We start from the raw sequence: 19,529 nt of genomic DNA on the forward strand, positions 1-19,529 counted from the left end.
CTCCCCCGTAGGGCATCCGACCGAGCCTCCTCTTGACGGATGGGAGGAGGCCGTCGAGCCGTGTAGGCTCCGACTTCCCCCGTGCGAGGCCGGCCGGATGCCCAACTCCCACATCACCATGCCGCCCCGCGCTCGCAGCGAGCCCTCCTCTCGTGAGGTGGATGCCTTCTGCGTGCGCTATGCCCCGCGCTCCCCGGGCCATGCGGCAGTGAGGGATCTGTGCCGGCTGCTGTACGCCCTGCCCTCGGATGGGCTGGAGAACCGCTTCGCTTGGGTGGAGCGGCTCGTGGCATGGCTGAGAGAGCCGCGTCCCGCGCATAGGCTCGTCGAGGCCGATGAGCCTGAAGTTCCCCCCGCCACCAGCCGGCTGCTCCTGCTGCTCCGGGTGCTCGAGGGAGAGAGCGCCACGCGGCAGGCAGTGGCCCGATTGGTGGGACACGTCGCTTCCGAGGCCCGGGGGTTGAAGCTCTTCTCCCAAGTGGGGCTGCCAGGCCGACAAGGCTTCTTCTCCGAGCTGACGGACCGCGTGTTGCGGCACCTGCTCCCGGCCCCGCCGGACCCCGAGCGCCTCTCGGAGCTGCTGCTGCGCCTGTTCCCCGGTCCCGCCGAGCTGGCCTGGCTGGAGTCTCTCCCCGTGGCGCCCCTGGCGCGGCTGCTCGCCCTGGCGAGCGAGCCGCAGCACCCGCTGCCAGCACCCGCCGGATTGATGCGGGCCCACCTGGTGGACGCGCTCACCCTGGTGTCCGCCCAGGTGGCGGCGATGGGCCTGGCCGAGGATGTGCGCGACCGCAGCCCGGAGGTGGCCTTCCGCGCCTCGCCCTTCCTGAGACTTCGCCGCACCTGCGACAGCGTGCTCGCCCGAGATGCGGCGCCGGACACCTTGAAGGAGCTGAGCGCCTCGCTGACCGAGTGCCGACAGGTGGTTGCCATCGTCACCGGCCACGTGGAGCAGTTCGGCGTGAGCGTGGATCTGGTGTACCGCCTGGAACGCATCCGGCGGGGGCTGGACCGCATGGAGGCCATCGCGCGGGTGCTGGGCGCCGGCCGCGGCGAGGAGCGCTGCCGCGAGGGGCTGAGCCTCGTAGCGAACCTGCTGCGCCAGGCTTACTCGGACCGCTCCGTGCGAGAGCTGACGCGCAGCAACTTCCGGCTCCTGGCCCGGAAGATCATCGAGCGCACCGGCAACTCGGGAGAGCACTCCATCACCTCCACCCGGGCTGAGTTCCACGCCATGCTGCACTCGGCCGCGGGCGGCGGATTCCTCACGGCGTTCACCGCCGCGCTCGAGTTCCTTCTCGCGAAGCTCGCGCTGGCCCCGTTCTTCGCCGGCCTCTTCGCCGCGCTCAACTACGCCAGCAGCTTCGTGCTGATGCAGTTGCTGGGCTTCACGCTGGCCACCAAGCAGCCGTCCATGATGGCGGCCACGCTGGCCCGGGCCATTGATGAAGGCCCTCGCGAACGCTTGGAGCGACTGGGGGAACTCATCCCTCGCATCACCCGCTCCCAGCTCGCGGCGACCGTAGGCAACCTGAGCTGTGTGCTGCCCACCGCAGTGGGACTGGCGCTCGCCTGGCAGCTCATCACCGGGCACGCGCTCCTCACGCCCGAGAAGGCTCGCGGCGTCGTGGAATCCCTCCATCCCTGGCGCAGCGCCACCCTGCTGTGGGCCACCTTCACCGGCGTGCTGCTTTGGGCCTCCAGCCTGGCGGCCGGCTGGCTGGAGAACTTCCTCACCTATCGCCGCATCCCAGAGGCCCTCGCACACCACCCGGGCCTGCGACGACTCGTCGGAGAGGCTCGCGCGCAGCGGCTGGCGGACGCCGTGCTCCGTCACTCCGCTGGCTTCGGTGGGAGCGTGATGCTGGGCGTCCTGCTGGCCATCGCTCCGGGCGTCGGCGGCTTCTTTGGCGTGCCCCTGGACGTGCGCCATGTGACGCTCTCGTTTGGCTCGCTGGCCTTCGCGGGGTGCGCGCTGGGCCCCGAGGCGGTGACGCACCCGGACTTCCTCGCCGCCCTGCTGGGAGTACTGGCCAGCGGCGCGCTCAACTTCGGCGTCTCCTTCGCGCTGGCCCTGTTCGTCGCCCTCCGCGCCCGGGATGTCTCGCTGAGCCACGGCCTGAGGCTGGGCCTCGCCCTCGCCGTGCGCTTCCTGCGCCAGCCCCGCTCCTTCCTGCTGCCTCCTCCCGAGCCGCTCTCCCCCACCCCTACCGAGGATCCCGAGGCTTCCGCCGGAGCGCCTGCCCCCGGTCCTCCCAGCCTCTGAGATAAGGGCTCGTACCTATTCCCCATCGCCTGGGAATGGGGGGTGGCCGGTGGCACAGCGGGCTGGCACCCATCCGCTGCTTCCGGGCAGGCCCATTTGCCGGTAGGGTCGCGCGCACATGAGCGCCTCGTCACACCCGCCGAACCGCTTTGCTCTCGCCTACGCCGAACTCATGGTCCGTAGGCCGGGGCTGATCCTCCTCGTCATCCTCGCGCTGCTCGGCGTCTCCGCCTACGGCACTTCGAAGCTGACCATCAACTCGAACCAGCTCGACCTCATCTCTCAAGAGCTCCCCGAGGTGAAGGAGGTCAAACGCATCATCGACATGGTCGGTGGCAGCGGCTACTTCATGCTCGCGCTGCGCTCCTCGGACGAGGCCACCCTCAAGCGCGTCTCGGATGACATCGCCGTGCGGCTCCAGGCGGACAAGGAGAACGTCCGCTTCATCACCTACAAGCTGCCCGTCGAGTTCATGCAGCAGAACATGGCCCTCTTCATCAAGACGGAGGACCTGGCCGAGGGCAAGTCGCGCATCATGGCCTACTTGAAGGACCAGCTGCGCCGCAACAACCCCTTCTTCATCGAGCTGAAGAAGACCGAACCCGTGAAGCTCGACCTGCAGGACCTCGTCCAGAAGTACTCCAGCGTCGGCAAGAAGAGCATCGTCGACGACTACTACATCTCGCCCGATCGCAAGATGATGATGATCCTCATCAAGCCGATGTGGGACACCAACGAGATCGGCAAGACGAAGGCGTACGTCGAGAAGCTCTCCCACGATCTGGCCGAGTACTCGAAGACGAACCCCCAGGGCGTACAGATGGTCGAGGACTACGAGTTGATGGGCGACGCGAAGACGGTCGCCTACGGCTACACGGGCTCGTACAAGACGGCGGTGGATGACTCGTACGCCATCGAGGAGTCGCTCAAGCCGGTGGCCATCATCGCCTTCCTGGCCATCCTCGGCATCACCATCGCCTTCTTCCGCAAGTGGGCCCCCACCGTCATCGTCGTGAGCGGCATGGTGATCGGCACCATCATCACCATGGGCTTCACCTACGCCACCGTGGGTGAGCTCAACATGATCACCAGCATCCTCGGCGGAATCCTGATGGGGTTCGGCATCGACTTCGGCATCCACTTCGTCTTCCGCACGAGGCTGGAGCTGGGCTCCGGCAAGCCGTACGACATCGCCATCCGGGACGCCATCATCAACGCGGGCAGGCCCGCCATGGTGTCCGCGGTGGTGACGAGCGGCTCGTTCTTCGTGCTCATGGTCAGCGAGTTCCGCGGCTTCAGCCAGTTCGGCTTCCTGGCCGGCTGCGGCACGCTCATCCTCGGCCTCACCCTGTTCTCATGGAGCCCCGCGCTGCTGGCGCTCATCGGGCGCGCCAATCCCGCCCTGCCCCAGAAGCTCATCGGCGTGATGAAGCCGCCGGCCACCAACAACGCCTCGGGCAAGGAGATCCGCTTCCCCCGCCCCGGCCTGCTGCTGGGCATCAGCACCGTCATCGTCGCCATCGTGTGCGCGTGCGCCATCCCCTGGAGCAACCAGGAGGTGTCCGCCAGCAAGGAGCTGCCCCTCCACGAGCGCGTTCAGCACGGCGTGCGCTTCAACTACAACACCCGCGCGCTGATGCCGGCCAACCAGCCCTCCGTCCACCTCCAGGACGAGATCAGCCAGCGCTTCCAGATCTCCAGCGATCCCATCGCCGTCTACACGAAGACGCTCGAGGAGGCGAAGGAGGTCTATGAAGAGCTCACCCTGCACAAGGAGAAGTACCCCGCCATCGACCAGGTGGTGAGCGTCTACACCTTCGTCCCGCCGCCGGAGACGGCCCAGGCCAACGCGAAGATCCTCCAGGAGTGGCAGGAGGAGCTGAAGGACATCGACGTCGCCGCCCTGCCGCCCGAGATGCAGGACAAGGCCGCCATCTTCAAGAAGATGCTCGAGGCGCGGCCCTTCGATGTGAACGGCGTGCCGGACATCTACGCCACGCAGTTCCGCCACCTGCCCACCACCAAGGTGGAGAACCACGGCTACCTCACCTTCATCTACCCGAGCGTGGACCTCTGGGACGGCAAGCTCATGCTCCAGTTCGCCGACCAGACCGGCGTCATCAAGACGGCCTCCGGCCACGAGTACCGCTCGGCCGGCGCCGCCCAGCTCTACGCCCGGCTGGCGCGCATCGTCCTCAAGGATGGCCAGCTCACCGTCATCCTCGTGGCGCTGTGGATCCTCGTCATGCACTTCGCGGACTTCCGCAGCGTGCCGCTGGCGCTCGCGTCCGTGATTCCGCTCACCGTGGGCCTGGCGATGATGCTGGGGTTCATGTCCATCTTCGAGCTGCGACTGAACTTCATGAACATCATCATCTTGCCCATCCTCCTGGGCTTCGGAGTCAGTCACGGCCTCTACCTGCTCCACCGCTTCCTCGAGGGCACCTCGCCCGTGGTGGCGCTGCGCAGCGTGGGCGCCGCGGTGGCCTCCTCCACGCTCACCGCCGTGTCCGGCTTCGCCTCGCTGCTGGCCGCCAGCCACAACGGCCTGCGCTCCATGGGCCTGGTGGCGTGCATCGGCCTCATCACCACGCTGGTGGTGTCCTTCACCGTGCTCGCCGCGGTGATGCAGCTCATGCACGACCGGCGCGTGCGCAAGAGCGGGCAGCAGCCTCCCTCGGACTCCGCGGCCCCTGGGGCCCCGGGCTCCGAGACGCGCGCGGCCTAGGCGGCTCCAGGTCCTGGAGCCCGCAGCATCGGTTTTGAATGGAGGCCCCTCCACGCGAGGGGCCCGGGAGAGGGAGACGATGATGACGAAGCGACTCGCGCTCGCGATGGTCCTGGCCGGCCTCACCGCCTGCGCCACGGTGAAGAACAGCTTCACCCGCCCCGACTACGAGCAGGTGGACCGGCACCGCTTGAAGAGGTTGGTGGTGGTGACGCAGCCGCTGCCGGACGGCAAGCAGGCCCTGGGCGACCTGTGGAGCCTCATCGCCCGCGAGTACGTCTACCAGAACCGCAACTACATCGTGAAGGACAACGTCGCCCAGGCCGAGCCCTCCACCAACGACTCGCTCAAGGCGCTGTGCACCGAGGGCGTCGAGGGCGTGCTGCTCCTGGCCCCCCAGCTGAAGGCGACACAGGATGGCGCCGACGTCGCCGTGAACGCACGGCTCATGCGCTGCGCGGACGGCGAGGACACCTGGAGAGCCGAGGCCGCGGGCAGCTGGGGCTCGCACGACGACAAGTTCAGCGCGCGCATCGAGCGCTACGTGAAGAAGCTCGGGCCCGAAGTGGAGCCCTTCGTGGTCCCCTCCTACAAGCTGCTCAAGGCCACGCTGGACACCCTGCCCGACCCGCAGCTCACCAGCGAGGAGGAGGACGAGAAGATCGAGATGGGGGAATAGCCACCCATGGATGAGCGCACCATCATCGTGCGCCTGGCATTCGCCCTGCTCCTGGGCGGACTGCTCGGGCTGGAGCGGGAACTGCGCGGGCAGTCCGCCGGGCTGCGCACCCACCTCATCGTCAGCCTCGGGGCTTGCCTCTTCACCCTGGTGAGCGTCGCCACCGGGGAGAACCTCTCTAGCTCCGAGCCCTCGGGAGTGCGCGCGGACATCACCCGCATCGCCAGCCAGATCGTCGTCGGCATTGGCTTCCTGGGCGGCGGCGCCATCCTCCGCCACGGCACCTCCGTGCAAGGCCTCACCACCGCCGCCAACCTGTGGCTCACCGCTTCCGTGGGCCTGGCGGCGGGCATCGGGTTCTTCCTCGGCGCCTCTGTCACCGTCGCCCTGGCACTCCTGGTGCTCGTCGGACTGCGCCCCGTGGAGAAGCTGCTCGAGCGCTTCCGCAAGCACCGTGGCATCGAATCCGAGAGCCCCCACGACTCCGACGAGCCCCCACCACCCAAGCCCTGAGCACCGCCTCCTTCCAAGGAGTGGATCCGGTTTCGCTGCTCTTGCGCACTAGGCTGGTTTGCGCCGCAAACCGGTCGTTGACGCTGAAATCCAATCCCGTTAGTCTGATGACGTTGTCGGGGGAAGAGCATCTCGAGCGCGGAGGGGCCCCTGTATGTCCGAGCTGCGACGAATCCAATTCGTGACGAGGTTCTTCCCGTACCTGCAGGGGCTGAGGCTGTTGCCGATCGGATTGGGGATGTTGGTGCTGGCGGCGTGGGCGGCCTGGCGCGGTTCCCCCGGAGCGGTGACGCTGCTGCGCCCGGACCGTCTTCCCGTGCTGGTGCTGGCAGGGCTTCCCGTGCTGGGCCTCTACGCGCTGCTCGGCATCTACTACCGGCAGACCTACGGCATGGTCCGCCAGCCCTGGACGACTCGCCGCCGGGTGCTGCGCGCCATGCTCACCGTTTCCATCATGGGCATGGTGATGGGCATCCTCGAGCGCAGTGGCCCGAGCGCTCCAGCCCCCACCGCCTTCTTCCTGGGCCTGCTGGGGCTGAGCTTCACGTGGTGCTGGATCCGCAGCAGCTATCAGGCGCACCACTACTTCGTGACCGGAGTGGCCGTGATGATGTTCGCCACCGCCCACGCGCTGGGCTACCCGCCCGTGGGTGCGCTGCTCCAGACGCTTCCTTTCACCTCGGACGCGCACTGCCCCGAGGTGACGCTGTTCAGCACGTGGGGCCTGGCCCTGGTCGTGCTGGGTTTGCTGGACCACCGCATGCTGGTCCAGATCATGCGTCCCATCCCGGAATCGGAGCCGGGCGCGACGCCAGGAGTGATGGGATGAAGGCGCCATTCGAAGAGCTCGCCACGCTGGACCGGCTCGTCCATGAGCCCGCGCGGCTGTCCATCCTCACCGCCCTGGCCTCCTGCGAGAGCGCGGACTTCCTTTATCTGCAGCGGCTCACCGGCCTCTCCAAAGGCAACCTCTCCAGCCATCTGTCCAAGCTGGAGGAGGCCGGGCTGCTGGTGGTGACCAAGCAGTTCAAGGGCAAGACGCCCAACACGCAGCTCGCCATCAGCGAGCAGGGGCGCCGTGCCATCGAGCAGCATTGGGAGCAGCTCGACCGGCTCCGCAGCAGCACGCGGCAGTGGGAGCCGGAAGGCGTCGAGTAGCACCCATCCGCGCCAGACGGCCCCTGGCGCACGGAATATCTCAGAGTCTCTCCGTCCCCCGAGCAGCGGGGGGCCGGCACGGGGCCGCCCTGCCCGTGGAAGCTCTGCTGCGAGGGGGTAGGTCATCATGATCGAAGCACTGCATCTGTCGAAGAACTGCCAGGGGAGCACCTCCATCCGGGACGTGACGTTCAGCGTCTCGCCGGGAGAGGTGGTGGGAATCCTCGGGCCTCAAGGCGCTGGGAAGACGACGCTCTTGCGCATGCTCGCGGGCATCGTCGTGCCTTCGTCGGGTGAAGGCATCGTCGCGGGCGTGAGCACCTCGGTGGATCCGTTCCGCATCAAGAACCGGGTCGGCTACGTGGCCGGGGACGCCACGCTGCCGTCGCAGCCCACCGCGCGAGAGCTGCTCTGGCAGCGGGGGCACCTGCAGGGCATTCCGTCCGCGGAGCTGGAGTCGCGCGTGGAGGCGCTCATCACGGCCTTCGAGCTGGAGAAGCACGCGGACCAGCCCGTGGCGACGCTGTCCGCCGAGCTGCGGCAGCGCTTCAACCTGGCGCGCTCGCTGCTGCATGATCCGCCGGCGCTCATCCTGGACGAGCCCACGCACGCGCTGGACATGATGAGCGGCCACTTCGTGCTGATGGCCATCCGCGCCGCGCGCGATGCGGGCAAGGCCGTGCTGCTGGCCACGCGCTCGCTGAGCGACGCCGAGTACCTGTGCGACCGGGTCCTGCTGATGAACCAGGGCCAGGTGGTGGACCAGGGCACGCTCTCCGAGGTGTGCGCCCACACCGGAGCGCGCACCTTCGCCGAGGCAGTGCTCCGGCAGTTCCAGCTGCGCTCGGCCTGAGCCAGCCCGCGAGCGCGGCTGCGGTCACCCTCTCCCCGGCCGCGCTCCGGGCCGGCCTGTCCCCCTTGGACGGGCTGCCGCTGGCGGACCGCGACAACTCACCACAGGGGCCCGGTGAGGTGCCGTCTGTACAGTGCGCCCCGCCATGTGGAAGTCCTGTGCCGCGCTCATTGCGGCAGCGTTTGCCCTGTGTCCCCAGCTCGCCCTGGCCTGTGCCACGTGCGCCTGTGGAGACCCCACGCTCACTTCCATGGGCACGGAGCAGCCCTTTGGCGGGCGCCTGCGCTTCGCGACCACCCTGCGTGCCTGGGGGCAAACTGAGGGAGAGCCCTCGGTGGATGCCGTGTCCCTGCGCGAGCTGCGAATGGATGTGTCCACGGCCTACGCGCCTTTCTCCTGGCTCATGCTCTCCGCCGCGCTGCCCCTGCAGGCCCGGGGGGTGAAGGACGTCAGCCTCACGCGTGAGCAGTCCTGGGGGCCTGGAGACCTGGAACTCAGTGCCAAGGTGTACGTCTTCCGGGACCGGGACTTCTCACCGGACCACCTGCTCGGCGTGCTCGTGGGGACCCGGCTGCCCACCTCGCTCACCTTGAAGGACGCGGAGGGCTCGCCGCTGTCCATCGATGCCCAGCTCGGCACCGGCTCGGTGGATCCCTTCCTCGGGCTCTCCTACACGGCGTTTCGCGGGGAGTGGTCCTTCATCGCGAGCACGACGGGCTATCTGCCGACGCGTGGGCGCCTGGGCTTCCGCGCCGGAGCCTCGCTGCGCGGAACGCTGGCCGCCCAGTACCAGCCGAGCCCCCGGTGGGCCTTGCACCTGGCGGCGGACACGAGACTCGAGGGCCACAGCAACACCCTGGGCGTGAGCGATCCCTCCGGGAGTGGTTTCATCGGATTCCTGTCTCCGGACGTGCTCTTCAGCCCGACCACCGACACCGTCGTGCAGCTGGGCGTGCGCGTGCCCGTGCTCAACCTCCTGAAGAACACCCGGCAGTCGCCCATCCTCCAGGCCGCCGTGGCGTACGATCTATGAAGCCAGGCTTCCTGTTCTCCTCGCTCCTGGTGCTGCTGGCCGGATGTGGCTCGCGCGAAGAAGGCATCCGCCTCCACCTCCAGCTGACCCTTCGACCGCAGGGCTCGGTCCAGGTGGATGGCAACACGCGGGGCTTCACGACGGATCGAGGCGATCGCGTCATCCTGACCCGCGCGGATGTGAGCCTGGACAGCGTGGAGATCTTCCCCTGCCCCGAGTCCAGCGCGTGGCGGTGGCTCCACGAACTCTCGCCCGTGGGCACGGCCTACGCACACAGCGCCTCCAGTCCTCGGCGGCTGGGCACCCCGCACGTGAGCAGCCTGGAGTCCCCGGACGGAGCCGTGCTGGAGCTGGGCACCCTGCGTCCTCCTCCGGGCCGCTACTGCCGGATCCACCTCGTCTTCGGCCCCGCGGATGCGGACGCACAGGGCCTGCCCGCCGATGGAGCGATGGTGGGCCGGACGTTCCTGCTGGAGGGAACGGTCATCCCCGCCAACGGAGAGGGCTCGCACCCATTCCGGTTGGAGAGTGCTCGCATCGCCAATAGGGAGCTGTCGCTCGACGCGCTCGCTCTGTCGGAAGACCAGCTGGAGGCCGAGCAGCGCATCACCCTGTCCTACGACCAGTGGCTGGACGGAGCCTCTCCGCTGTCCCCCGACGCCGTGGAGCAGGTGCTGCGCAACGTCGCCGACTCCACAGCGATTACCGCTGTGCAGTGAGTGGCCCTGCGGCAACGTGCCACGTGGGCGTGAGGGGCCCGGGCTGGTAATCGCGGCCTCTCTACTGGTATCGACATGGAGTCCGTCCCCATGAACCGTCCTCTCGCTCGCACCCTGCTCGCCGCCCTCGCCGCCGTCGCCACCGCTGCCTGTGGAGACGATGAGCCCAACGACCCGACCGACACGCCGCAGGCCGTCACCCTCACCTTCAAGCCCATGGTGGGCAGCCAGCCCTTCGCATGCGGGCAGACCTATACGGGCCTGGGGACGACCGGGACGACCTACGAGCCCAAGGACTTCCGCCTCTACATCCACAACGTGCGGCTGCTCTCCAACGGGACCGAGGTGCCGGTAACGCTCACCCAGGACGGCGCCTGGCAACAGGACGGGCTGGCGCTGCTCGACTTCGAGGACAAGACGGGCCAGTGCAGCAACGGGACGACGGCGACGAACAACAAGATCGTCGGCACGGTCCCCAGCGGCCACTACACCGGTCTGCGCTTCACCGTGGGCGTACCGTTCGAGAAGAACCACCAGGACGCCTCCACCGCCCGCGCTCCACTCAACGTGAGCACCCTCTTCTGGGGCTGGGCGGGCGGCTACAAGTTCATCCGCCTGGACGGGAAGACCAACGGGCTGCCCACTGGACACAACCTCCACCTGGGCAGCACCGAGTGCCAGACCTCGGGCCCCAACCAGGTCACCTCCTGCGAGCATCCCAACCGCTTCGAGGTGGAGATCGCGACCTTCGATCCCTCCGCCTCGCAGGCCGTGGTGCTGGACGTGGCCACGCTGTTCGCGGGCTCGAACCTGGACACGAACCAGGAGTCGACGGCGCCGGGCTGCATGGCCGAACTCAATGACCAGGACTGCGCGCCCCTCTTCCAGCGGATGGGGCTGGGCTTCGGCAGCACCCAGGCCAACCCGGCTGGCCAGGTCTTCTTCCGCAAGGAGTAGGCACGATGCGCGGCGCGTGGTTCTGGTGCGTGGGCTGGCTGGTGTTGATGAACGTGGCCTGCGGGGATGAGGCAGAGGCCCCCTATGTCTGGCAGGTGCCCCAGGGCTTCCCCGAGCCCGTGGCGACCGACGACAACCCCATGAGCACCGCCAAGGCGGAGCTGGGGCGCTTCCTGTTCTACGACACGCGGCTGTCCGCCAACGGCACCCAGGCGTGCGCGAGCTGCCACGTCCAGGAGCGGGCCTTCACGGACGGGCGGCAGACGGCGGTCGGCTCCACGGGCGAGTCCCACCGCCGCAACTCCATGTCCCTGGCCAATGTGGCCTACGCCGCGAGCCTTACCTGGGCCAATCCCGTGCTGCCGGACCTGGAGGCCCAGGCCATGGTGCCCCTGTTCGGCGAGCACCCCGTGGAGCTCGGGCTCGCGGGGCAGGAGGATCTGCTCCTCCAGCGGATCTCCGAGGATGCCCGCTACCCTCAGCTCTTCGCCGACGCCTTTCCCAAGGAGAAGCAGCCCATCTCCATGGCCTCGGTGGTGCGAGCCATCTCCGCCTTCGAGCGCACCCTGTTCTCGGGCAACTCTCCGTACGATCGCTACACGTACCGCGACGAGCTCGATGCGCTCTCGCTGTCGGCCAAGCGGGGGATGACGCTGTTCTTCTCGGAGCGCCTGGAGTGCTTCCACTGCCACCAGGGCTTCGCCTTCAGCGACTCGGTGAAGACGAAGGACACCGTCTTCCCCGAGATCACCTTCCACAACACGAACCTCTACAATCTGGACGGGCACGGCGCCTACCCCGCCACGGACACGGGGTTGCTCGAGTTCACCGCCAAGCCCGATGACATGGGGCGCTACCGTGCGCCCACGCTGCGCAACATCGCCGTGACGGCGCCGTACATGCACGACGGTTCCATCGCCACACTCTCCGAGGTGCTGGACCACTACGCGGCGGGAGGCCGGGCGGCGGCACAAGGGGCCGGCACCAGCCCCTACCAGAGCGAATTCGTCCGGGGCTTCACCCTCACGCCTCAGGAGAGGGAGGACGTGCTCGCCTTCCTGGAGTCCCTCACGGACCCGGACTTCCTCACGGACCCGCGCTTCTCGGATCCGTTCACTTCGGGAGCCCGCAGCGGATCCAGGTGAGGATCGCGAGCCGCTCCTCGAGCGTGATGGGCACTCCCGCGTCGGGCGGCGGCATCGAGCAGTCGAGCAGGTTGGCCCGGATGGAGTCCTGCCAGTCCGCGACGTGGCCGTAGTCGTTCAGCGGCCAGGGGCCTTCCCACGTTCCGGAGTGACAGATGACGCACCGGCTCTCGAAGACCGGTGCCACATCCGGGTAGTGCGGCGCAGACTCGGGACAGGCGGTGGGAGCCGGCACGGAGCACGTGGGGGGTGTTGGCCCCGCGTCCGCCCCACCGTCCGGGGTCTGGGCTCCTCCGTCCGGGTCGCCTCCCGGTGGTGCAGGCGTCGAGGAACCACAAGCCATCACCATGAGACATCCGCCAAGCACCGCCCACGAGGCGATGCCTCTCCATGCTCTGTCATGCATGAGGCCACCCTATGAGCAGCGCTGGCTCTCCCCAATGCGACAATTTGCCTCATTGGACTCCCTGCATTCCCTCGCAAGATGCGCGCGGACTCCAAGAGAGGAATCGCCATGAAAAAGACAGTCGGGGCGCTGCTGGCAGGAACGGGACTCTTCCTGGCACCAGCGATGGCCAGTGCTCACATCTCCGTGGCTTCGGGCGTGGGCTTTGCCAATACGACGCAGGAGATCACCTTTGGCGTGGGCCACGGGTGCGAGGGGGCTGACACATACAGCGTCAAGGTGGAGATCCCCGCGGGTGTCACTTCCGTACGGCCCGAGACGAGCGACTTTGGCAAGATCTCGATCGAGAAGGACGCGGCGGGCAACGTGACTGCCATTGTCTGGCAGAAGGCCGACCCGGATCTGCTCGACAGCGATATCAGCTTCTACAACCTCAAGGTACGGCTGAAGGTCCCCAACCAACCCTTCACCACCCTGTATTTCCCCACCCATCAGACGTGCAAGAAGAGCGATGGGACGATCTCCACGGCCGAGTGGGTCGGCACGCCGGCGGCGCCCGCGCCGGAGCCCGCTCCCGCGCTCGTCATCGTCCCAGCCCGCAAGCCCGGATGGAACAAGTTCACCGTGCCCGCCGCCATCCCCGACCTGAGCGCCTACTTCTCGGATGCGCAGATCGTCTGGAAGGGCACCTCGGCCTACAGCTCCAACCCGAGCACCACGGAGCTCGCCGGGACGACCTCGGGCGTCACCCCGCTCACCGCCCTGCAGGCCAACGACGAGATCTGGGTGAAGTACTGATGCGACGCGCACTCATGAGGGCGCGGTGGCTGGTGCTCCTCGTCCCGCTCGTGGCGGCCTCCTGCAAGGATGATCCGCCCCCCGAGGAGAATCCTCCTCCCGGCGACGACAAACCCACCGCGTGTCTCGACCAACCCACGGCGCTCGCGACTCCTCCCAAGGGAGAACTCCCCTGCGAGCTCCTGCCTCCGGGGTTCGCTCGCTAGCGCACACTCGATGGCGCGGCGCGTCGCCGCTCGAACCCTGCGACATTTCGCCGCACGGGGGGTCTGGAGGGATGCCGCAGAGTCCCTCCATCATGACCTTCCGTGTCCTCTCGCGTCTGGGTTCGTTCGCCCTCGTTGCCGTGCTGTGCCTCGGGCACTCGGACGACGGTGGCTGCGGTGGCAGTGACGAACAGGAAGAGGAGCACGAGCACGAACACGGAGGCACCGCCACGGGTGCCACGTGCCCGACTTCCAACGCCCCCACGGCCCAGAACTTCGGCACCGCGTTCCTGCAGGACTACTGCCTGAGCTGCCACAGCGCATCCGCCACGGGCGTCGCGCGCCAGGGCGCCCCCTTGGCCGTCAACTTCGACACCCTGGACGAAGTGCGCACCCAGATCGAGCGCATCGACACGCACGCCGCCGCGGGCCCCGGCGCCACCAACACCGAGATGCCCCCCGCCAACCGCCCCCAGCCCACGCAGCAGGAGCGCGCGACCCTGGGCCAGTGGCTGGCCTGCGGCGCTCCCTGAGAGAAGCCCCCCTTCCGCGCTGATCCGGACCCGATCGGCTGCGGCACGCACATTCATTGACTTTGATAATCAGTATCAATACCATATTTGCCCACTCAAACCCGGGGGTCGGTCATGCGGGACATCTGCTGCGGTCCTGAGTCCAACGGAGACGACGTGCGCTGCATGTGCGGCAGCCTGCTCGCGCGGCTGGTGCCCGGGGGAGTGGAGCTGAAGTGCCGGCGGTGCCATCGGACCCAACTGGTGCCGCTGGAGCAGGCCATGCCCCTTGATCAAGCGGTGCCCCTGGAGCACGGAGTGCCGGAGCAGCGTCCTCGCGGTTGACTCATTCCTGAGGCCAGCGGCCTTCGAGCCCCGAGCCCCACAGGTCCTCCCCGAGGGGACTTCTGGACACATACTGGAGAACACAGGATGTCCTGGCGTTGGTGGTTTCTGATCGCGGCCTGCGCCGCGCCCGGAGTGGCATGGAGCGAGGAGCCCTCGGCCGCCGACGGCGGAGTCGATCAGCCCCTGCAGACGGTGGTGACGAGTTCCCGTACTCCCGAGCGGCTGGAGGACGTCCCGGTCGCAACCGAGGTCATCACCCGAGCGGACATCGTGGCGAGCGGGGCCCAGAACGTCGCGGAGCTGCTCGCCGCCCATCCGGGCCTGGAGGTGCAGCAGAGCTTCTCGGGCGCCACCCTCGAGTTCCAGGGGCTCGGTCCCGAGTATGCGCTGGTGCTGGTGGACGGAGAGCGCGTCACCGGGCGCGTGAATGGCGCGATCGATCTGTCCCGGCTCTCGCTCGAGGACATCGAGCAGGTGGAGATCGTCAAGGGCGCCTCCTCGGTCCTCTACGGGAGCGACGCCGTGGCCGGCGTGGTGAACCTCATCACCCGTCGCGCCCACAAGCCGCTCGGAGCCGATCTCCGCCTCACCTATGGGAGCCTCCAGCAGCTCGACGTGGATGCCACGGGCGAGGCCCAGGGCGAAGGCTGGGGGCTGCGTGTGAGTGGAGGCGTCCAGCGCCGCGATTCCTATGATCTGGACTCTTCGGACATCGGGACCACCGGCAGCAGCCTCTCGGGCTTCCAGGTCTCCGCGCGTGGGGATCTCCGCGGTGAAGACAACCGGGAACTGACGGGCACCGTGTCCTACGTACGGCGCGTGCAGCGCGGCGTGGACCTGGGGTCCACGGGAGCCACCTTCGACCGAGCCAGCCGCGACGACGAGCTCCGGCTGCGGGTGGCGCCCTCGTGGCGGCTCGGGGACACGACGACGCTGCGCACGGAGGGGTACTACACGGGGTTCAAGCGACGCTATGTGCTCGACCAGCGTCAGGCGTCCGCGCTCGACTCGGTGGAGGACACGCGCGATCAGATCGCCCAGGTGAACGGGCAGCTCGAAACGCGCTTCGGTGAGCAGCATGCGTTCCTGGCGGGCGTTGAGGTACTCGGGGAGCATCTCCATTCGGACCGGCTGGAGGGCAAGAGCGGTCAGCGAGGCCGTGCGTCCCTCTACACGCAGGACAGTTGGTCGGTGCTCTCGCATCCGCATCTGGTGGTCGTTCCAGGGGCGCGCCTGGATGTGGATTCGCAGTTCGGACCGGCCGTGACGCCGCGGCTCGCGCTCAAAATGGATCCGCTGTCGAGGCTCACGCTCCGAGCCAGCTATGGCTGGGGCCTGAGGGCTCCCAGCTTCCAGGAGCTGCTGCTCGACTTCGAGAACCCCAGTGTCGGCTACACCGTGAACGGCAATCCGGACCTGAAGCCCGAGCGGTCGCGCAGCTTCAACGTGTCCATGGAGGTCCGGCCCTTCGACCCTTCGCTGCTGTGGGTCAGCGCCTTCCATCACTCGCTGCGGGACATGATCTCCGTCTCCCTGAGCGAGGACACGGAAGGCCAGCACTTCGTCTATACGAACCTGGAGCGGGCAAGCATTCGCGGCGGCGAGATCGGCCTGCGCCAGCGGATCCCGGGCGGCCTCCTGCTGGACGCGAGCTACACGCTCACGGATGGCAAGGACCGCACCACGGGCGAACCGTTGGAGGGCCAGGCTCGGCATCGCTTCACTGCGCAGGTGAAGTGGCGCTTCCGGCCCTGGCGGCTCGAGGCCTGGGCTCGCGGGGCCCTGGTGGGTTCCCGCCCCTTCTACCCGGACGTGGACGGCGATGGCGTCGCCGATCCCTACAAGGCAGACCCCTACGTCACGCTGGATGCGCGGGTGACGGAGGAGCTCTTCACCGGATTCCGCCTCTTCGTGGCGGGCTCCAACCTGCTGGAAGCAGGCAACCCGGATGACCTGCCCATTCCTCCGCGCACCTTCCAACTGGGCATCTCCGTCCAGCTCTAACCCCTTTCCTCCTCCATGGAGCCTTGCATGCGTGTCTTGTCCTTCCCTCTTCCCCGTTTCCTTCGAGTCGTCCCGTCGTTGATCCTCGCGGGATGGATGGCGGGTTGTGGCCCGGATCTCAAGCCGGATCCCGGGGAGCCTCCTGCCACCGACAACCCGGACACCCCGAACAACCCATCCACGGATCCGAACCTGACCCACGTGGACAACGGGGATGGCTCCTTCACCACCACGGTGAATGCGACCCGCCAGGAAGCCTGGATTGGACTGGACCTGGATCAGCGCAGTGAGGCGAACGGCGCGGAGGACCAGAAGTGGGACCTGGCCTTCCAGCGCTTCCACATCCGCCTGCGCGGCGGTGCGCACGGCACGGGCTCCGTCGAGGTGGCGATCCTCTCGGGCGTGTCCTTCGACAAGGTGACCCAGGCGCCCGCAGCCGGCTACACCACCGACTCGGCGGCGGACAGCACCGCTTTCGAGGAGGGTGACGGCTGGTACATCTACAACCCCTCCAACCACAAGCTCACCGCGCGCGAGCTGATCTATGTCGTCCGGACGGACGCGGGCGCCTACTTCAAGGTGCAGCTCCTCGACTACTACGACTCGGCTGGGACTCCCGCGATGATCAAGCTGCGGTGGGGACCGGTGCAGCCGCCGTCCGCGGGCGAGCTGCAGGTGGATGCCTCGGACTCCAACGCGTGGGTGTACCTCCAGGTGGACCACGGCGTGGTGCAGGTGGCCACCCCCGAGAGCTCCAAGGACTGGGATGTGGCCGTGCGGCGCACGCAGTTCCGCACCAACGGTGGCTCCAGCGGGCCGGGGCTCGGTGGAGCGCGCATCGCGGAGCAGACCGACTTCACGGCCGTCCAACATGCGCCCACCGTGGGCTACGTGGCGGATACGGAGCAGCCCATCCAGGGACCTCCCAACAGCGGGACGGCCTCGCTCAACGCCGTGCTGGGTGACTGGTACGACTACGACGTCAACACGCACGTCGTGTCGCCGAAGGCGCGCGTGTTCCTCGTGCGGACCGCCAGCGGCGACTACGCGCGGCTGCAGATCACCTCGTACAGCTCGGGCAAGTACACGGTCCGGTTCACGTCCGTTCCCCGCCAGGTCGCCGTGGTGCAGCTCGCCGTGGACGCCTCCCTGGATACGCAACTCGTGGGCGTGAAGTTCGGTCGAGGCACGGCCGCCGCGATCACCGCGGAGACGGCGTCCTCGGATTGGGACATCGCCTTCCGGCGCACGTGGATCCAGACCAACAGCGGGACGAGCGGCACGGCCCACGCGGGCGCGCTGCTCACCCAGGCCACCTCGCTCGCGGAGGTGACCACGGCTGACGAGGGCACGTACGTCGAGGACCAGATGATGCCGGTGCCGGGTCCCTCGGGCTCGGAGGCCTCGGGCAACCCGGTCCTCAACGACTGGTACGACTACGACATCAACACGCACGTGGTGACGCCGAAGGCCTCCATCTTCCTGGTGAAGACGGTGGAGGGAGCCTTCGCCAAGGTGCGGATCGTCTCCTACGCGGACGGCCACTTCACTCTCGAGTACGCCTACACCGGGCCTGCCCGCACCTCCTTCTGACAGACGTCGGCTTCCAGGTGTCCCATGTCCATCCTTCCCTTCCCGAACAGCAGCTCGGAGCCCACGCCGCTTCGCCCACCTCGGCCCGCTCCGGGCCCGGTCGCGGTGGGGACACGGGCCGGTGACACCTCGGAAGCGTCTGGCGTCAGCGAGGCCGAGCTGCTCGCCCTCCATGTGGGGGAGAGCTGCGTCCGGCTCGAGAACCGCTTCGATGAGCTCCTGCCCCTGCTGAAGTCGCTGGGGCCTGTGGTGGCGCTCACGCGCAATGCGTTCGCCGTCCACGAGAAGCGAGGCGTCTACCGGCACCTGGAAGCCCAGGGCAGCGAGGCCCGATTCCTGGGAGAGGAGTTCGAGCTGCGCCTGTTCCTCTCGCACTGGCGCCACGCCTTCGCATTCCAGGAGGGTGAATCGAAGTACGGCCGGCGGAGTCTCCAGTTCTTCGACGAGGCCGGAGCTGCCATCCATCGGATCGTCCTCGAGGAAGGCAGCAACATCGCTGCGTTCGAGAGGCTGGTGGCGGAGTTCGCCAGCGGCGAACAGTCTCCACGGCTCGGGCTGTCTCCGCGAGGACTGGCTGCCACGCCGCTCCCGGACATCGCCGTGGACGTGCAGGGGCTGCGCAGGGCCTGGCTGGCGCTCAGGGACACCCAGGCCTTTCACTGGATGCTCCGGCGCTTCGAGGTCACCCGGGTGCAGGCGCTGCGGCTCGTCGGCTCGGATCTGGCACGGGCGGTGGATCCCAGCGCGCTGCTCTGGACGCTCGAAAGGGCTCGGGACCGGGGCATCTCCCTGCGGATCTCCGTGGGGAACCGCGGCTCCATCCAGAGCCACTTGGGACATGTGCAGACGGTTCGCTCGATGGGAGCCTGGCTGAGCGTGCAGGATCCGGGCTTCAAGCTGCACGTGCGTACGGACCCCATTGCCTCCGCGTGGGTGGTCCGCAAGCCCACGGTGGATGGCGTCGTCACCTCCGTGGAGTTGTTCGACGCGGAGGGAGAGCCCCTCGCGTTGCTGTCAGGCAACCGGAAGTCGGGGCAGCCGGAACTCTCCTCCTGGCGCGCACTGACGGAGGAGCTGGCTCGCAAGCTCGCGCTTCCCGAAGAACTCCCGTGAGGCGCCAGCACATGGTGAAGGACAGGCGGTGCGCCTGAGTGTACAGGGGCAACGCTGAATGTCCTGCCTGGAGAAGACATGCGACGTCTCGCGCTTCTGTCGCTCTGCCTCACTCTTTCCGGTTGCTCCCTCTTCCATCCGCGACCGCCGCATGCTCCGCCAGAGGAAGCCTCGCAGTATCGATTCCCCGCGACATTCCCGGAGCAAGACCGGCAGTCCGTATCAGGTGCCGCCGCAGCCGCCATCACTCTCGCCATGGAAGACTTCCTTCCACGGTGGATGAAGCCACCCCGTGACGCCAGTCCAACGGAGGTATGTGCCACGCAACGAGAGTCCTATGACGTCATGGCGGCCCCCATCTCCGAAGGCGTCATGCTCGTCAGCTTCTCCGTCAGAGAGGATGCTTGCCGCAACCTGGAGGGGCCACCCATCGCGGACATCCCCACGGTCTATGCCATCGACACCCGCAGGTGGCTCATCCTCTCCATCCAGAAGTAGGCC

At 67.9% G+C, this 19,529-nt stretch carries 20 protein-coding genes; 19 read left to right on the plus strand and 1 reads right to left on the minus strand.

Going from position 1 to position 19,529, the window contains the following annotated elements:
* Positions 1–97: 97 nt before the first annotated feature.
* The 11 genes from KY501_RS05440 to KY501_RS05490 all read left to right on the plus strand — a co-directional run bounded on the left by KY501_RS05440 (position 98) and on the right by KY501_RS05490 (position 12,048).
* Entirely contained in the window at positions 98–2,263 is a 2,166-nt protein-coding gene (locus KY501_RS05440) for a site-specific recombinase (RefSeq protein ID WP_224361447.1), read from the plus strand.
* A 118-nt stretch (positions 2,264–2,381) separates the two neighbouring features.
* Positions 2,382–4,991, plus strand: a complete 2,610-nt coding sequence (locus tag KY501_RS05445) for an efflux RND transporter permease subunit (RefSeq protein ID WP_224361448.1) — start codon at positions 2,382–2,384, stop codon at positions 4,989–4,991.
* A 79-nt stretch (positions 4,992–5,070) separates the two neighbouring features.
* Positions 5,071–5,670: an MXAN_6521/LA_1396 family lipoprotein gene (locus KY501_RS05450; protein ID WP_224361449.1), complete on the plus strand. Its 600-nt coding sequence runs from the start codon at positions 5,071–5,073 to the stop codon at positions 5,668–5,670.
* Positions 5,671–5,676: 6 nt separating this feature from the next.
* Entirely contained in the window at positions 5,677–6,183 is a 507-nt protein-coding gene (locus tag KY501_RS05455; RefSeq protein WP_224361450.1) for an MgtC/SapB family protein, read from the plus strand.
* Positions 6,184–6,364: 181 nt separating this feature from the next.
* Positions 6,365–7,012 carry a hypothetical protein gene (locus KY501_RS05460; RefSeq protein ID WP_224361451.1) on the plus strand — a complete coding sequence of 216 codons (648 nt, stop codon included), beginning with the start codon at positions 6,365–6,367 and terminating at the stop codon, positions 7,010–7,012.
* Positions 7,009–7,341 (plus strand): transcriptional regulator, encoded by a 333-nt coding sequence (locus tag KY501_RS05465; RefSeq protein WP_224361452.1) that lies wholly within the window; start codon positions 7,009–7,011, stop codon positions 7,339–7,341. Before KY501_RS05460 ends, KY501_RS05465 begins: the two co-directional genes overlap by 4 nt.
* 127 nt (positions 7,342–7,468) lie before the next feature.
* Entirely contained in the window at positions 7,469–8,194 is a 726-nt protein-coding gene (locus tag KY501_RS05470; protein ID WP_224361453.1) for an ABC transporter ATP-binding protein, read from the plus strand.
* A 145-nt stretch (positions 8,195–8,339) separates the two neighbouring features.
* Positions 8,340–9,227: a transporter family protein gene (locus tag KY501_RS05475; RefSeq protein WP_224361454.1), complete on the plus strand. Its 888-nt coding sequence runs from the start codon at positions 8,340–8,342 to the stop codon at positions 9,225–9,227.
* Complete coding sequence (locus tag KY501_RS05480; RefSeq protein WP_224361455.1) at positions 9,224–9,946, plus strand: hypothetical protein; 723 nt, start codon at positions 9,224–9,226, stop codon at positions 9,944–9,946. The genes KY501_RS05475 and KY501_RS05480 overlap by 4 nt, the downstream gene beginning before the upstream one ends.
* A gap of 90 nt (positions 9,947–10,036) precedes the next feature.
* On the plus strand, positions 10,037–10,903 hold the full coding sequence (locus KY501_RS05485; protein ID WP_224361456.1) for an MbnP family copper-binding protein: 867 nt from the start codon (positions 10,037–10,039) through the stop codon (positions 10,901–10,903).
* 5 nt (positions 10,904–10,908) lie between these two features.
* Complete coding sequence (locus tag KY501_RS05490; RefSeq protein ID WP_309242947.1) at positions 10,909–12,048, plus strand: methanobactin export MATE transporter MbnM; 1,140 nt, start codon at positions 10,909–10,911, stop codon at positions 12,046–12,048.
* Here the strand turns inward: KY501_RS05490 and KY501_RS05495 are convergent.
* Positions 12,017–12,454 carry a hypothetical protein gene (locus KY501_RS05495; RefSeq protein WP_224361457.1) on the minus strand — a complete coding sequence of 146 codons (438 nt, stop codon included), beginning with the start codon at positions 12,452–12,454 and terminating at the stop codon, positions 12,017–12,019. The two genes, KY501_RS05490 and KY501_RS05495, sit on opposite strands and share 32 nt — an antisense overlap.
* Before the next feature lie 108 nt (positions 12,455–12,562).
* On the opposite strand from KY501_RS05495, the gene KY501_RS05500 reads away from it, so the two are divergent.
* The 8 genes from KY501_RS05500 to KY501_RS05535 all read left to right on the plus strand — a co-directional run bounded on the left by KY501_RS05500 (position 12,563) and on the right by KY501_RS05535 (position 19,526).
* On the plus strand, positions 12,563–13,252 hold the full coding sequence (locus tag KY501_RS05500; RefSeq protein ID WP_224361458.1) for a DUF1775 domain-containing protein: 690 nt from the start codon (positions 12,563–12,565) through the stop codon (positions 13,250–13,252).
* Positions 13,252–13,458, plus strand: a complete 207-nt coding sequence (locus tag KY501_RS05505) for a hypothetical protein (RefSeq protein WP_224361459.1) — start codon at positions 13,252–13,254, stop codon at positions 13,456–13,458. The genes KY501_RS05500 and KY501_RS05505 overlap by 1 nt, the downstream gene beginning before the upstream one ends.
* A gap of 92 nt (positions 13,459–13,550) precedes the next feature.
* Complete coding sequence (locus KY501_RS05510; RefSeq protein ID WP_224361460.1) at positions 13,551–13,991, plus strand: c-type cytochrome; 441 nt, start codon at positions 13,551–13,553, stop codon at positions 13,989–13,991.
* Between the two features lie 114 nt (positions 13,992–14,105).
* Positions 14,106–14,315 (plus strand): hypothetical protein, encoded by a 210-nt coding sequence (locus KY501_RS05515; protein WP_224361461.1) that lies wholly within the window; start codon positions 14,106–14,108, stop codon positions 14,313–14,315.
* Positions 14,316–14,402: 87 nt separating this feature from the next.
* The gene (locus KY501_RS05520; protein ID WP_224361462.1) at positions 14,403–16,322 is read left to right on the plus strand and encodes a TonB-dependent receptor plug domain-containing protein; all 1,920 of its coding nucleotides are present in this window, start codon (positions 14,403–14,405) and stop codon (positions 16,320–16,322) included.
* 27 nt (positions 16,323–16,349) lie between these two features.
* Positions 16,350–17,915, plus strand: a complete 1,566-nt coding sequence (locus KY501_RS05525; protein WP_224361463.1) for an HmuY family protein — start codon at positions 16,350–16,352, stop codon at positions 17,913–17,915.
* Positions 17,916–17,939: 24 nt separating this feature from the next.
* Positions 17,940–19,028 carry a hemin-degrading factor gene (locus KY501_RS05530; RefSeq protein ID WP_224361464.1) on the plus strand — a complete coding sequence of 363 codons (1,089 nt, stop codon included), beginning with the start codon at positions 17,940–17,942 and terminating at the stop codon, positions 19,026–19,028.
* Positions 19,029–19,373: 345 nt separating this feature from the next.
* The gene (locus KY501_RS05535; RefSeq protein WP_224361465.1) at positions 19,374–19,526 is read left to right on the plus strand and encodes a hypothetical protein; all 153 of its coding nucleotides are present in this window, start codon (positions 19,374–19,376) and stop codon (positions 19,524–19,526) included.
* Positions 19,527–19,529: the final 3 nt, after the last annotated feature.

The organism is Hyalangium versicolor (genome assembly GCF_020103695.1).
GTDB lineage: Bacteria > Myxococcota > Myxococcia > Myxococcales > Myxococcaceae > Hyalangium > Hyalangium versicolor.